Origin of the sequence: Phytopseudomonas flavescens (genome assembly GCF_900100535.1) — a bacterium.
In the GTDB taxonomy this organism is placed as follows: Bacteria; Pseudomonadota; Gammaproteobacteria; order Pseudomonadales; family Pseudomonadaceae; genus Aquipseudomonas; species Aquipseudomonas flavescens.
Map to the genome: position 1 here is coordinate 107,860 of NZ_FNDG01000019.1, position 15,032 is coordinate 122,891.

The window sequence follows — 15,032 nt, forward strand, 5'->3', positions numbered from 1 at the left end:
TCGATCACCCGTGCGGTTGAGGCCGCTATGCCGGCCTGTGGGAGCGCGCCATAGGCGCGAGCGATTGCGCTGGTGCAGTCGCCGGCATGGCCGGCTCCCGCGGTGTCGCGGTCGAGGATCCGCTTCAATCGATCACCCTCCCTTTCAGGGCGAACAAGCCTTGCGGACGTTTCTGAATGAACAGGATGATCAGCGCGAGGATGAGGATCTTGCCGAGCACGGCGCCGATCTGTGGTTCGAGGATCTTGTTGGCGATCCCCAGGCCGAAGGCCGCCATGACGCTGCCGGCCAGTTGGCCGACGCCGCCGAGTACCACCACCAGGAACGAATCGATGATGTAGCTCTGGCCGAGATCCGGGCCGACGTTGCCGATCTGGCTGAGGGCCACGCCACCGAGGCCGGCGATGCCCGAGCCGAGCCCGAAGGCCAGCATGTCGACGCGGCCAGTGGGTACGCCGCAGCAGGCGGCCATGTTGCGGTTCTGGGTGACGGCACGCACGTTGAGCCCCAGGCGGGTCTTGTTCAGCAGCAGCCAGGTCAGCGCCACCACGGCCAGGGCGAAGCCGATGATCACGATACGGTTGTACGGCAGCACCAGGTTAGGCAGCACCTGGATGCCGCCGGACAGCCAGTAGGGGTTGGCCACCTCGACGTTCTGCGCACCGAACAGCACGCGCACCAGCTGGATCAGGATCAGGCTGATGCCCCAGGTGGCGAGCAGGGTTTCCAGCGGGCGGCCGTAGAGGTGACGAATCACCGTGCGCTCCAGCGCCATGCCGATGACGGCGGTCACGCAGAAAGCCACCGGCAGTGCCACCAGCGGGTAAAGCGCCAGGGCTTCGGGAGCGAAGCGCTGGAAGAGGATCTGCACCATGTAGGTGGAATAGGCACCGAGCATCAGCATCTCGCCGTGGGCCATGTTGATCACCCCGAGCAGGCCGAAGGTGATGGCCAGGCCAAGCGCGGCGAGCAGCAGGATCGAGCCCAGGCTCATGCCGCTGAATGCCTGGCCGAGCAGTTCGCCGATAAGCAGCTTGCGCTTGACCTGGGCGAGGCTGGTTTCTGCGGCGGTGCGCACGCCAGCGTCGCTTTCCACGCCGGGCTCCAGCAGATTTTCCAGGCGGGTACGTGCCAGCGGCTCGCCGGTTTCGCCGAGCAGGCGCACGGCAGCCAGGCGCACCGCCGGGTTGGCGTCGACCAGTTGCAGGTTGGCCAGGGCGAGGGTGAGGGCATCGCGCACGGCGTCGTCGTCTTCCTTGGCTTGCGCCTGGGCGAGCAGCGGCAGTTGCGCCGGCTGGGCGCTCTTCTGCAATTGCTGGGCGGCGCTCAGGCGCACGGTTGCCTCACTGGCGAGCAACTGATGGCTGGCCTGGGCGTTGGCGATCAGCCCGCGCAGGCGATTGTTCAGGCGCAGTTTGCGCGGGGTGCCTTGCGGCTCGGCATCGCCTTCGGCGGCGCGGTAGCCAGCGTCGGTTTCGATGAAGGCGCGTTTGTCGCCGTCAGCGGCCACACGGCCCTGTTGCAGCGCATCGAGTAGCGGCTGGCGTGCCGGGTTGGGCATGGCGGCCCAGCTTTCCAGCTGTCTGGCTTGCTGCGTGGCGCTGGCGGCGACGAAATCGTCGGCTTCGCCGGCTTGTGCGGCCAATGGCAGCAGGAGTAGCAGGCTGAAGAGAATTCGGGCAAAGGCATGAGGCATGGGCGTGTCCTTGGTGTCCCGTGGCACAGGCGCCGGAGAACGACTCGGCGCCTGTGCCACGGTGCGGATCAGTTCGACTTCACCGGGGTGTCGCCTTTCTTGTCGTTACCCTCGATGTACGGGCTCCACGGCTGGGCGCGGATCGGCCCTTCGGTTTCCCAGACCACCGAGAACTGGCCGTCTTCCTGGACCTCGCCGATCATCACCGGCTTGTGCAGGTGATGGTTCTTCTCGTCCATCTTCAGGGTGAATCCGCTCGGCGCCGCGAATTCCTGGCCGGCCATGGCCACGCGCACCTTGTCGACGTCCGTGGTGCCAGCCTTCTCGACGGCCTGGGCCCACATGTGGATGCCCACGTAGGTGGCTTCCATCGGGTCGTTGGTGACCACGGTGTCGGCGTTCGGCAGCTTCTTGGCCTTGGCGTAGGCCTTCCAGTCGGCGACGAACTTCTCGTTGACCGGGTTCTCCACGGACTGGAAGTAGTTCCAGGCCGCCAGGTGGCCGACCAGCGGCTTGGTGTCGATGCCGCGCAGTTCTTCCTCGCCGACCGAGAACGCCACCACCGGCACGTCGGTAGCTTCGATGCCCTGGTTGGCCAGTTCCTTGTAGAACGGCACGTTGGAGTCACCGTTGACGGTGGACACCACCGCGGTCTTGCCGCCGGCGGAGAACTTCTTGATGTTGGCGACGATGGTCTGGTAATCGCTGTGGCCGAACGGCGTGTAGACCTCTTCGATGTCCTTGTCCTGAACGCCCTTGCTGTGCAGGAAGGCGCGCAGGATCTTGTTGGTGGTGCGCGGGTAGACGTAGTCGGTGCCGAGCAGGAAGAAACGCTTGGCGGCGCCGCCGTCTTCGCTGAGCAGGTACTCCACCGCCGGGATCGCCTGCTGGTTTGGCGCGGCGCCGGTGTAGAACACGTTCGGCGACATTTCTTCGCCTTCGTACTGCACCGGGTAGAACAGCAGGCCGTTGAGTTCCTCAAAGACCGGCAGTACCGATTTGCGCGATACCGAGGTCCAACAGCCGAAGGTCACCGCGACCTTGTCCTGGGTCAGCAACTGGCGGCCACGTTCGGCGAACAGCGGCCAGTTGGAGGCCGGGTCGACCACCACCGGCTCGAGCTGCTTGCCGAGCACACCGCCCTTGGCGTTGATCTCGTCGATGGTCATCAGCGCCATGTCTTTGAGCGAGGTTTCCGAAATGGCCATGGTGCCGGACAGCGAGTGCAGGACGCCGACCTTGATGGTCTCGGCGGCCTGGATGCTCCAGCTCAGGCCCATGGCGGCGATGGACGCGGAGAGGGTGAAGGCCTTGATCAGGCTGCGACGTTGCATGGGGCGATCTCCATTCACTAACGGTTATGGTTGTTGGCAGTGGTTCAAGGACATCACGTCAGCCCTGCGCCGGTACGGCCCGTTGGCGGGCCTGGTGCAGCATGTGCAGGGTGATCTTGCGCACTTCCGCCTTGCTGACCTCTATGTGGGTCTTGAGCAACAGCTGTGCTTCTTCGCAACGGCGCGACAGGATCGCGCCGAGAATGCGTGCGTGCTCCTCAAAGGTGGCTTCCACCCGCGGCGTCTTGGTGAAGTCCAGACGACGGACGATACGAATCTTTTCGCTGATTTCGCGATGCAATCGGGCCATCTCGCGGTTGCCGGTGGCCTCAACCAACTGGCAATGGAAACGTTCATCCAGAAGCGCGGTTTCACGACCGTCCTGCAGGCGTTGTTCAGGCGCGACCATCCAGATGCCGCGCAGGCTCTCCAGCAATTCCGGCGTCTCGCCTGCCTCGCGGTCGCAGAGGCGCTTGACCGCCGCCATTTCGAGCACGATGCGAACGTCGTAGAGCTCTTCGAAATGATGGAAGTCGAACGGCTTGACCTGCCAGCCGCTGCGGAAATACACCTCCAGGTAACCCTCGCGCTCCAGGCGATAGAGCGCCTGGCGCACCGGTGTGCGGCTGGCCGCCATGCGCTCGGCCACCTCACCCTCGCTGAAACGGTCGCCCGGCAGCAGGCGGAACTCGGAAATGTCGTCCTTGAGCTGCCCGTAGATGCGCTCGGCGAGGTTCTCCGGGCGCTCCTTGCCGCGCCTGATCGGGTCGACCAGTTGCATGTCAGGCCGCCTCGCTCGGATCGAGGATCAGCAGCACGTCGCCCGGAGTGACCGACCTGCCCGGCTGGCAGCGCACGGCCTTGACCGTACCCGCTGCCGGCGCGAGCACGGCCAGCTCCATCTTCATCGCCTCGACCACCAGCAACGGCGTACCGGCTTCGACGTACTGGCCGGGTTCGACCAGCACCTTCCAGACGCTGCCGCACATGTCGGCGCTGACCACCTGGCCATCGACGGCTTCGTCCTCGTCGCTGCTGGCGACTGGCGCGGCGTGGCTGTCGGCGTCGTCGTCACGCCACAGCTGTACTTCGGTATCGAAGGCCTGCTTCTGCACCTGCTGGAAGCTGGCGATGCTGCTGGCGTTGTCCGCCAGGAAGCGCTGGTATTCGGAAAAATCGAAGGTGCTCTGCTCGATTCTGATTTGTGCGCGGCCTTCACGGAAGGCGTCGCGGAATTCGTCCAGCTCGGTCTCGCTGACCGGGTAGAAACGCACCTGATCGAAAAAGTGCAGCAGCCACGGCTGGCCGCCCTCGAACTGGGCGTTCTTCACGAACTTGTTCCAGATCGGCAGGGTACGGCCGACCAGTTGGTAGCCGCCGGGCGAGTCCATGCCGTAGATGCACATGTACATGCCGCCGATACCCACGGTGCCTTCGGCGGTGTAGGTACGTGCCGGGTTGTACTTGGAACTGAGCAGCCGGTGGCGCGGGTCGAGCGGCACGGCGCAGGGCGCGTCGAGGTAGACGTCGCCGAGGCCGAGGATCAGGTAGCTGGCCGCGAAGAGGATATCGCGCACGTCCTCGCGGCTGGCCAGGCCATTGGCGCGCTGGATGAAATCGACGTTGTTCGGCAGCCACGGCGCCTGGCTGCGCACGGTCTCGCTGTAGCGGCTGACGGCAGCGAGGGTGGCGCTGTCTTCGAAGGCCATGGGCAGGTGGACGATACGGGTCGGTACCTTGAGATCCGCCACGTCGCCCAGCTCGCGTTCGAGGCGTAGCAGGTGGTCGAGCAGCGCCTGCTGATGCAGTACACGGCTGTCGTAACGCAACTGCAGGGAGCGCACGCCCGGCGCCAGCTCTTCCAGACCGGCGAGCGGCGCTGCCTTGAGCGCTTCCATCAGCAGATGCACGCGTAGACGCAGCGCCAGGTCGAGCACGTTGTCGCCATATTCGAGCAGGATGTAGGCATCGCCAGCCTGCCGGTAGACCGCGCGCGGGCGGCTGCCATCGGCTGGCAGCTCGGCCAGCACGGTGGCTGACAGGGTGTCACCCGGCTGCAGGCTGGGCGCCGGCAACTGTACCGCGCTGACCGCGCTCAGCCGCTCGAGGCTGCCCAGTTGCGCCTGTTCCAGCGCCTGAGCCTGCTCGAAGCTGATCGGATGAAAGCGCAGGGTGTCGCCTGGCTTGACCTGGCCGACTTTCCACAGCTCGGCCTTGGCGATGGTCACCGGGCAGACGAAGCCGCCAAGGCTCGGGCCGTCCTTGGTGAGAATCACCGGGAAGTCACCGGTGAAGTTGATGGCGCCAATGGCGTATTCGCAGTCATGCACGTTGGACGGATGCAGGCCGGCTTCGCCGCCGTCGGCGCGGGTCCAGCTCGGCTTCGGCCCGGAGAGGCGCACACCCAGGCGGTTGGAGTTGTAGTGCACCTGCCAGTCGGCGGCGAAGAACTGCTCGATCGCTTCGGGTGTGAAGAAGTCCGGCGCACCGTGGGGGCCATAGAGCACACCGATGTTCCAGGTCGTGCCGTACTCGGGAATCAGGCTGGTATCCAGCGCCTGGGGCTCGCTGACCGGCGCCGGCGTGGTGCAGGCGGGCAGGTCCTGGGAGATGGCCAGCATGTCGGCGGTGCGCAGGGTGCGCCCGCCATGGCCGCCGAACTGGCCGAGGGCGAAGGTCGAGCGGCTGCCCAGGTACAGGGGCACATCGAAGCCGCCGCGCACGGCGAGGTAAGTACGGCAGCCGCTTTGCGCGCGGCCGAGCTTGAGCACTTGACCTGCCTTGATGGCGATTGGCGCCCAATAGGGCACGCTCTCACCATCCAGCTCGGCCGGGCAGTCAGCACCGGCGAGGGCGATCAGCGCATCGCTGTGGAAGCGCAGGCTTGGGCCCTGTAGGGTGAATTCCAGCCCGGCAGCGCTCTGGTGGTTGCCGACGATGCGGTTGGCCAGGCGGAACGCGTAGTCGTCCATCGGCCCGGACGGCGGCACGCCGATGTCCCAGTAGCCGAGACGGCCGGGGAAGTCCTGCACGCTGCTGTAAGTACCGGGCTCCAGCACCTCGACCACCTGCGCCGCGTAGCTGAAGGTGTCGAGCAAGCGGGTCCAGATCTGCGCGGCGTGGAAGCGCGGCTCGGCAACGACCTGGCGCAGGTAGTCGAGGTTGCTGGCGATACCGTGCAGACGGGTTTCGCCCAGCGCTTTGTGTAGCTTGGCAATGGCCTCGTCGCGCGTGGCGGCGTGGACGATCAGCTTGGCGATCATCGGGTCATAGAAGGCCGACACCTCGCTGCCGGTACTGACCCAGCCATCGACACGGACGTCGTCCGGGAAGTGCACGTCGGTCAGCACGCCCGGGCTGGGCTGGAAGTTCTTCAACGGGTCTTCGGCATAGATGCGCACTTCGATGGCCGCACCTTGCGGGGCGCGGCTCAGGGCGACCCAGTCCAGCGCGTCGCCTGCGGCCACGCGCAGCATGCACTCGATGAGATCCAGGCCGGTGACCATCTCGGTCACCGGGTGCTCGACCTGCAGGCGGGTGTTCACTTCGAGAAAGTAGAAGTCGTCGCGAGCGGCGTCGTAGATGAACTCCACGGTACCGGCACTGCGGTAGCTCACCGACTCGCCCAGCTCGACGGCGGCAGCATGCAGGCGCTCGCGGGTGGCTTGCGGCAGGTTCGGTGCCGGGGTTTCCTCGACCACCTTCTGGTTGCGACGCTGCAGCGAGCAGTCGCGTTCTCCCAGGGCGGCCACGCGGCCTTTGCCATCACCGAATATCTGCACCTCGACATGCCGCGCCTGGTCGACGAAGCGCTCGAGGAATACCCCCGAATCACTGAAGAACTGCTCGCCCATGCGCTTGACACCTTCATAGGCGCTGGCCAGGGCCACGGCGTCGGCGCAGCGGGTCAGGCCGATACCGCCACCGCCGGCAGTGGTCTTGAGCATCACCGGGTAGCCGATGCCTTCGGCGGCCGCCAGGGCTTCTTCGAGGCTTGGCAGCAGGCCGGTGCCGGGCGCCATCGGCACCTGCGCGTCGGCGGCCAGTTCGCGAGCCCGGTGCTTGAGGCCAAACTCGCGGATCTGCGTCGGCGTCGGGCCGACGAAGGCGATCCCTGCGCTTTCGCAGGCCTCGGCGAATTCGGCGCTTTCCGAGAGAAAGCCATAACCGGGATAGATCGCCTGGGCGCCAGTTTCCTTGGCGGCGGCGAGAATCTTGTCGATACGCAGGTAGCTGTCGGCAGCCTTGTCGCCGCCCAGCGCCACGGCCACGTCGGCATCACGTACATGCTGGGCATTGCGGTCGGCGTCCGAGTACACCGCCACGCTCTTCACGCCGAGACGCTTGAGGGTGCGGATGGCGCGGACGGCGATCTCGCCACGGTTGGCGATCAGGACTGTTTCAAACATGGTGGCTCTCCGTGGCGAGATCGCCGTGACGGGCTACGCCCGCCCGGCACTTTGACTTCGTCGCTGCGCTGCTGCGCGGCTGGTCGCCACGGTTGGCGATCAGGACTGTTTCAAACATGGCGGCTCTCCGTGGCGAGATCGCCGTGACGGGCTACGCCCGCCCGGCACTTTGACTTCGTCGCTGCGCTGCTGCGCGGCTGGTCGCCACGGTTGGCGATCATTACGGTCTGGAACATGTTCGTGTCCTCAACGTAGGGTGGAAAACCGCGAAGCGTTTTCCACCAGCTGTTCGTTGGTGGATGGCTTCGGCCATCCACCCTACGGTTTCAGTTCTTGGCTGCTTGCTGGCTGGCGATAAAGGCGCGCCAGCCACCGAAACTGGTGATGTCTCGGGCATCGGCCAGCGCCCAGGGCTCGCAGATGAAGCCCTTCACGCTGCGTCCGTCCGCCAGGGTCAGGTTGCCGATACCCAGCGGCGCGGGGATTTCGGCGACGAATTCGCCGAAGCGCGCCAGGGGGATGTCCCACAGCTCGACGATGATCGAGGTGCCGTCGCTGCTGCGCGCCAGGCCCGGTTTGGGCGGCACGGTGCCGGCCAGGGCGTAGAGGCGATAGTCCGGCGAGGTCAGGGTCTGCTCGACCAGCACCGCGTTGCGGGTGGTCAGCTGGACGTTCAGCGGCATGCCGGTCAGGTGTGCGCCCACCACGGCTACCCGCACGCTGCCAGCCGGCACCGACGTGGCCGGGGTTTGCGGCGGCAGCGCGCGACCGGTGGCGCCTAGGGGCAGCTCCACGCTGGCCTGCCAGCGCTTGCCGAAGGCCGCCAGAGCCAGGTCATGCCAGGCGGGGGCGAGCAGGGTGATGCCGGCGGGCAGGCCGTCGTCGCGCAGGCCGGCAGGTATTGCCAGGGCGGCGAGGTCGGCGAGGTTGGTGAAGTTGGTGTAGATGCCGAACTGGCTGTTGAACAGTACCGGCTCCTGACGCATTTCATCGAGGCTGCGAATGGTCGGAGACGTAGGCACCACCAGCGCATCGAAACCTGCCAGCGCGTCGTTGATCCTGCGGCTCAGTTCGGCGCGCAGGTACTCGGCCTTATAGGCGTCGCAGGCACTGTACTGGTGGCCGCTGTCGACGATGCCGCGCACCACCGGATCGAGGTGCTCCACCGGCACGCCTTCCACGGCGACGGTACGCTCGGCGACCCAGGGGCCGTAATACAGCTGCTCGGCGAGCTCACGGAAGGGGTTGAAGTCGATGGTCTTGAGGGTCACACCAAGGCTTTTCAGCTGCTCCAGCGCCTGCTCGAACACGGCCTGGGTCTGGGTATCGCCGAAGAACTCCAGGCTATCTGGCACGGCGAAGGTTGGTGCGGACTTCATGCCGACAGGGGCGCTGTTGGGATTGCGGCGCGAGTAGGCATCCCCGGCGTCGTAACCGCCCGCGAGGCAGGCGACGGTTTCGGCGTCACCGACCGTGAGGGCGAATATCGAGATGCAATCCACCGTACGACAAGCCGGCACCAGGCCGGTGTTCGGTAGCCAGCCCTTGGTCGGCTTGAGCCCGACGATATTGTTGAAGCCCGCCGGCACTCGGCCCGAGCCGGCCGTATCGGTACCCAGGGAGAGCGGCACCAGGCCGCGCGCGACCACGCTGGCCGAGCCGGAGCTGGAACCGCCGCTGACGTACTGCGGATTGAAGCTGTTGGCGACCGCGCCGTGGGGCGAGCGGGTACCGACCAGGCCGGTAGCGAACTGATCGAGATTGGTCTTGCCGATAAGGATGGCCCCGGCAGCGCGCAGGCGCGCCACCACCGTGGCATCGGCCTCGGCGTCGTAGGCGAATTCGGGGCAGGCGGCGGTGGTGGCCCAGCCGGCGGCGTCGATGTTGTCCTTGATGGCGAACGGCACGCCGTACAGAGGCAGCTTGTCCTGCTGGCCTTCAGCCTTGTCGAGCAGGGCCTGCAGATGGCTCAACTGGGCGTCGAGCTGCGCCGCACTGGCCAGACAGATCCAGGCGTTGTCGTCATGGCCCAGTTGCGCGCGCAGGGCGTGCAGCAGTTCGGCGGGCTGCGCGGCATCGCGGTAAGCCTGTTGCCAGTCGGCGAGGGTGAAGGCGAAGGAGGCGTTGGACATGCTCTGAGATTCCATCTTGTATCCAAGTTGAAATCTCTAGAGCAAGAGCAATGCCATTTTTTTAACTATATGATTTTTATGAATTTTATTTTATGAGAGGGTTTTTTAGGACTATTCCTGCACCGTAGCGGAGCCGCGCTGAAGCCTTTTGGTGCGCAGACGACCGGTGTGGTGTGAGATGGGATAAGGGGCAGGAATAAGGCGTTAGCAGCCGTAGGGTGGATGATGCTCTTTTCATCCACCATCGCGATCGCAGAGCGGTGGACGGATGAGGCGTCGTCCACCCTACAAATGACCGCTAACGCCACTCACCAGCCGCTCAGCCCGTTCAGTAGCGCCCGGTAATCCCGCACGGCCTCGAACTCTTCGGTGTCCTTCACGCCTTTGCGGCTATCCGGCTCATGGATCGCCAGCAGGTGCTGCACGCCGAAGCGTTGGGCGCTGCGCAGGATCGGCACGTTATCGTCGATGAACAGGCTGCGCGCCGGATCGAAGGGCAGGTCCTGCTGCAGAGCGAACCAGAACTGCGCATCTTCCTTGGGGAAGCCGTAGTCATGGGAGCTGATCAGGCGGTCGAAGTAGGGCGCCAGTTCGATGCGCTCCAGCTTCAGGGACAGCGAGTCGCGGTGGGCGTTGGTGATCATCACCACCTGTTTGCCGGCCTGGCGGATGGCGGCGAGAAAGGTGTCGGCGTCCGGGCGCAGGGCGATCAGGTCGGCGACCTCACGCTTGAGGTCACGGATCGACAGGTTCAGCTCGCGGCTCCAGAAGTCCGTGCAGTACCAGTTCAGCTGGCCGGCGTGCTTGACGAACAACGGTTGCAGCTCGGCATCGGCCAGGGCACGGCTGACGCCATGGTGCTCGGCGTAGCGCTGCGGCAGGTGCTCGAGCCAGAAGTGATTGTCGAAATGCAGATCGAGCAGGGTGCCGTCCATGTCCAGCAGCACGGTGTCGATCTCGGACCAGGGCAGGTTCATGGCGGGGCGGCTCTCTAAGGTAGAAATGGGCGAACGGTGCTCGCTGGTCGTCAGTGCGCGCTTTTAGAGCGCAGACAATCCAGGCAGGCGCGGTATGATAACCGTTCCGGTCAGCCCAGCAGCAGGACTCACCCATGCGTCAGAAGCCCACCGTCATCGCCCGAGAAATCGTCGCCAGCAGCCGCCTGTTTCGTGTCGAGGAAATCCAGTTGCGCTTCAGCAACGGTGCCGAGCGCACCTACGAACGGTTGGTCGGACGCGGTACCGGGCACGGTGCGGTGATGATCGTGGCCATGGTGGATGACGAACACGTTCTGTTGGTCGAAGAATATTGCGGCGGCACTGGTGAATACGAGATATCCCTGCCCAAGGGGCTGATCGAGCCGGACGAGGATGTACTCGATGCCGCCAATCGAGAACTGCAGGAAGAGGCCGGCTTCGGCGCCCGCACGCTGGAACACCTGGCCGAGCTGAGCCTGTCTCCCGGTTATATGAGCCAGAAGATCCAGGTGGTACTGGCCCGCGATCTGTATCCACAAACGCTGCCCGGCGACGAGCCGGAGCCGCTGCGTGTGGATAAAGTCAGTCTGCGTGAGCTGTCCGCTCTGATCCAGCATCCACAGTTCAGCGAAGGCCGTGCTCTGGCGGCCCTGTATCTGGTGCGCGATCTGCTCGAGCAGCGCGGGGAACTGAGCCGATGAGCCATCCGCTGCTGCCTGCCGTACTGGCGCTGGTGCAGCAGGCGGGTGCCGCTATCCTGCCGTTCTGGCGCCAGGGTGTTCAGGTGGTCGAGAAGGCCGATGCCTCTCCGGTGACCGCCGCCGACCTGGCGGCCCATCGCGTGCTGGCCGACGGCTTGCAGGCGCTGGATGCGAGCATTCCCGTGCTGTCCGAAGAAGATGCCGATATTGCCCTGAGTGAACGTGCTCTCTGGGCGCGCTGGTGGCTGGTCGATCCGCTGGATGGCACCAAGGAGTTCATCGCCGACAGCGAGGAGTTCACCGTCAATGTGGCGCTGATCGAGGACGGCCAGGTGGTGTTCGGGGTGGTTGGCATTCCCGCCTCGGGCGTTGTTTATTACGGCGGCAGCGGCCTGGGCGCCTGGCGCGCTGAGCCGGGTGACGAGCCGCAGGCGATTGCCGTTCGAGAAACCCCGGCCAGTGGCCTCACCGTGGTCGCCAGCCGGCGCCATGGCAGCGCCCTGCAGGAGCAGTTGCTGGCCGCGCTGGTTGCGCGCTTTGGCGATATCGACCGAATCAGTGTCGGCAGTTCGTTGAAGTTCTGCCAGCTCGCTGAAGGCAGCGCCGACTTCTACCCGCGCCTGGCGCCCACTTCACAGTGGGATACCGCCGCCGCCCAGGGCGTACTCGAGGGGGCCGGCGGCGTGGTGCTGACCCTGCACGGCGAGCCGCTGCGCTATGAGGCGAGGGAGTCGCTGCTCAACCCCTTCTTCCTGGCGTTGCCAGCTGACGTCGAGTGGCGCGCGGTGCTGGTCGAGCAAGCCAAGCGGCTGACCCCAGCTAATTAGCGCAACCCCGGCAACCGCCATTTGGCCGGCGCGAAAAACGCGGCATGGCCACAACCGTTCGCGCCGGGGCGACGCTCCTGCGGGGATGGTGGCTTATGCCTCAGTCGAGCATGTCGCTGTAGCGACTGTTCTGCTTGAACACCAGCGGCTGGGCGAAGCCCGGTACCTTGATCTGCTCGCTGCCGATATCGATCTGCGTGTCGTCGATCAGGTCGTTGCCGAAGTTGTAAATAACATCCAGTTGCCCTTTCAGTGCCTGCTCGTCGTAGGCACGGGCATTCATGCGGGTCTGCTCGCGACGCTGCTGATAGGCGCTGAACGCCGCCTCGCCATGGCGCTTGCGCAGCATGCGCTCGACCACGTGGGGGGCGAGCACCACGGCGCTGGCGTTGTTGCCGCCAAACCCCTTGGAGTTGATGAAGCACAGGTCCATGCGCTGGTCGTGGCGGTCCACGTTGCTGATGCTCAGGTGCTGCTGGTGCACGTCCGCAGCCACTTCATCGATGGTTTTGATGCCAGGAATGATGCCGTACTTGAAGGTGCCCAGCGCGGAGATCACCTGGTCGCCGCTGGCGGTCGCCAGGGAGTGGCCGACGAACGCTTTGACCGCGGCCACCGGCCAACTGTCGATGGCGAAAGCCGCCGCCACGCGATTCAGCAGTTCAGACTCGGTAACCCGGTTGGCCGGGGTGCTGGAGCCGTGGGCATGCACGAAGCTGCGCTGACGCACGGCATCGACACCCAGCAGCTGCACGGCGCTGGCCACGGCTTTGGCGACGGTCAGGTAGTTACCCGGGCCGGGGGCGGAAATGGATTTCTTGAAGCCGTCGGCGTTGATGAACACATCGGTGGCGGCGCCGTGGATGTCGGCACCCAGTTGCAGGGCCAGCTCATCGTCCATCAACACCACGAACTGGCAGGCTTCCGAAAGGGTGAAGCCGCAGTTGTCGCCGAACGGGCGGCTGGCGCGACGGAAGTCGACGTCACCCGGGGCCATATCGGTCTTGCCTTCGATCAGGCGCAGGCCGTCTTCGGTGGCCAGTGCGCCCATGGCGCCATAGCCCTCGATGCACTCGGCATTGATCGGTGCCTCGCTGTTGCCGACGATCACCACCCGAGCGGTGCCGGCATTGATCTGTTCGATGCCTTTCTGCAGGTTGTAGAGGAACGTGGCACAGGCGCCGGTGACGCTGCCAGTGGTGCCGACGCTGCCCAGCACGTAAGCGTTGATGAAGTCCGCGGGCATGGTGTTCAGGCCCAGGGCCAGCTGCTTGGAGCTGACACGATGGCCCTTGAGGCGCGACTGCATCAGGCCGCCGAAGCCGTTCTCGTCGAGCTGGCTCATGATGCTGCCGGCGAATACCGCGATTTCGTCCGGCGCGACCTGGTCGACGATGGTCTGCCAGGGCAGTCCGGTGGCGCGCAGGGCGTCAGTGACCCCGACCACGGCCATCTGCAGGCCGCGCGGGTGGAAGCGCGAGTTGTACAGCTCGCCCGGCTCGAAGCCGGTCGGCAACTGGCCGGCGGATTTCACCGGCAGTGCGCGGTAGCTGTCGACCTTGAATTCACAGTGATCGTGCAGGGTGACACGCACGTCGTTGCCATCGAGTTCGGCGACCGACCAATTGGCTGGCAGTGGCTCGGGCAACTGCTTGCGGCTGGTGACGAAGGTCAGGCTGCCGCCGTCGCCGTTCAGGGCGATGCTCTTGTGCCAGTGGGCAGCGTCGGGATCCAGGTGCTGCTTCTCGATGCGGCGCACCAGGGTGGAGGCCAGTACCTGATCGGCGTAGCGCCGTTCTACCTCGGTCGCGGATAACGGCTCGCCATCCTGGCTCTGATAGGCGCCGTCAACCACGCGTACCAGCTTGGTCATCACGGCCAGACCGATGAGGGTTTCGCGGCGTGCCTGTTCGTCCAGCGATTCGATCACCGTGCGGCGGAAACCGTGGTGGAAGGAGCTGCGGCCGGCGGCATTGTAGCCACCGAAACCGACGATCACAGGCAAACGAGACTTCACGCGGACACTCCTTCAACTAATTAGATCGGCAAGCGCAGCGAGCGCATACCGGGTCAGCGGATCGAGGCGAGGCGCGCATTTCTCGACGGGAAAGGCGCCATTATGGCTAATCGGGTGCCTATGCTGACGCGATCCATGACCCACAAGTCACGACTTGATACAAGGTTACCCGTTATCGGCGCCCGCGGCACGACCCGGATGTTCGCAGGCAGTGCCCAGTGGCATAAACGAAGAATCCCGGCAGCGGGCCGGGTTTCTTGGTTTGCAGGGCGAAACTCAGGGCATGATCAGTTCATGCCCAGCCAGTTCGGCAGCGCCAGCGACACGAACGGCACATAGGTCACCAGGATCAGGAACGCCAGCATCACCAGCAGCCACGGCGAGACCGCGCGCACCACGCGGGTCAGCGGCATGCCGGTGACCGCCGAGGTGACGAACAGGTTCAGGCCCGTGGGCGGGGTGATCAGGCCGATCTCCATGTTCACCACCATGATGATGCCCAGGTGGATCGGGTCGATGCCCAGTTGCATGGCGATCGGGAAGAGGATCGGCGCCAGGATCAGGATGATCGCCGACGGCTCCATGAAGGTTCCGGCGATCAGCAGCACGATGTTCACCACCAGCAGGAACTCGATGGGCGAAAAGCCCTGCTCCACCACCCAGGCGGTGATCGACTGGGGGATCTGCTCGGTGGTCAGCACATGGGCGAAGAGCATGGCGTTGGCGATGATGAACATCAGCACCACGCTCAGCTTGCCGGCCTCGACGAACACCTTCGGGCATTCGCGCAGGGTCATATCCTTGTAGATGAAGATCGCCACGAAGGCCGCGTACACCGCCGCCACCGCAGCGGCCTCGGTCGGCGTGAACATGCCCGAGTAGATGCCGCCGAGGATGATCACGATCAGCAGCAGGCCCCAGCCGGCCTTGCGCCCGGCG

At 65.2% G+C, this 15,032-nt stretch carries 10 protein-coding genes; 2 read left to right on the forward strand and 8 right to left on the reverse strand.

The window, feature by feature from the left end; all coding sequences use genetic code 11:
• Window positions 1-124 precede the first annotated feature (124 nt).
• The 6 genes from urtB to yrfG all read right to left on the reverse strand — a co-directional run bounded on the left by urtB (window position 125) and on the right by yrfG (window position 10,548).
• Window positions 125-1,696, reverse strand: coding sequence for an urea ABC transporter permease subunit UrtB (gene urtB / locus BLR94_RS21125; protein WP_084308370.1), 1,572 nt, complete (start codon window positions 1,694-1,696; stop codon window positions 125-127).
• A 68-nt stretch (window positions 1,697-1,764) separates the two neighbouring features.
• Window positions 1,765-3,030, reverse strand: coding sequence for an urea ABC transporter substrate-binding protein (urtA, locus tag BLR94_RS21130; RefSeq protein WP_084308369.1), 1,266 nt, complete (start codon window positions 3,028-3,030; stop codon window positions 1,765-1,767).
• A 58-nt stretch (window positions 3,031-3,088) separates the two neighbouring features.
• Window positions 3,089-3,811: a GntR family transcriptional regulator gene (locus BLR94_RS21135; protein WP_084308368.1), complete on the reverse strand. Its 723-nt coding sequence runs from the start codon at window positions 3,809-3,811 to the stop codon at window positions 3,089-3,091.
• Window position 3,812: 1 nt separating this feature from the next.
• The gene (gene uca / locus BLR94_RS21140) at window positions 3,813-7,439 is read right to left on the reverse strand and encodes an urea carboxylase (protein ID WP_084308367.1); all 3,627 of its coding nucleotides are present in this window, start codon (window positions 7,437-7,439) and stop codon (window positions 3,813-3,815) included.
• 326 nt (window positions 7,440-7,765) lie between these two features.
• Window positions 7,766-9,571 (reverse strand): allophanate hydrolase, encoded by a 1,806-nt coding sequence (gene atzF / locus BLR94_RS21145; RefSeq protein WP_244158243.1) that lies wholly within the window; start codon window positions 9,569-9,571, stop codon window positions 7,766-7,768.
• 308 nt (window positions 9,572-9,879) lie between these two features.
• Complete coding sequence (gene yrfG, locus BLR94_RS21150) at window positions 9,880-10,548, reverse strand: GMP/IMP nucleotidase (protein ID WP_084308365.1); 669 nt, start codon at window positions 10,546-10,548, stop codon at window positions 9,880-9,882.
• 134 nt (window positions 10,549-10,682) lie between these two features.
• Here yrfG and nudE point away from each other — a divergent pair, with 134 nt between their 5' ends.
• Entirely contained in the window at window positions 10,683-11,249 is a 567-nt protein-coding gene (gene nudE / locus BLR94_RS21155; RefSeq protein ID WP_084308364.1) for an ADP compounds hydrolase NudE, read from the forward strand.
• Complete coding sequence (gene cysQ, locus BLR94_RS21160) at window positions 11,246-12,076, forward strand: 3'(2'),5'-bisphosphate nucleotidase CysQ (protein ID WP_084308363.1); 831 nt, start codon at window positions 11,246-11,248, stop codon at window positions 12,074-12,076. Before nudE ends, cysQ begins: the two co-directional genes overlap by 4 nt.
• Before the next feature lie 100 nt (window positions 12,077-12,176).
• On the opposite strand, the gene BLR94_RS21165 is transcribed toward cysQ, so the two are convergent.
• Both BLR94_RS21165 and BLR94_RS21170 read right to left on the reverse strand, forming a co-directional pair.
• A complete protein-coding gene (locus tag BLR94_RS21165) occupies window positions 12,177-14,093 on the reverse strand; it encodes a beta-ketoacyl synthase (protein WP_084308362.1) in 1,917 nt (638 codons plus the stop codon).
• Window positions 14,094-14,380: 287 nt separating this feature from the next.
• A partial coding sequence (locus BLR94_RS21170; protein WP_139207486.1) for a TRAP transporter large permease occupies window positions 14,381-15,032 on the reverse strand: 652 nt, incomplete at its 5' end.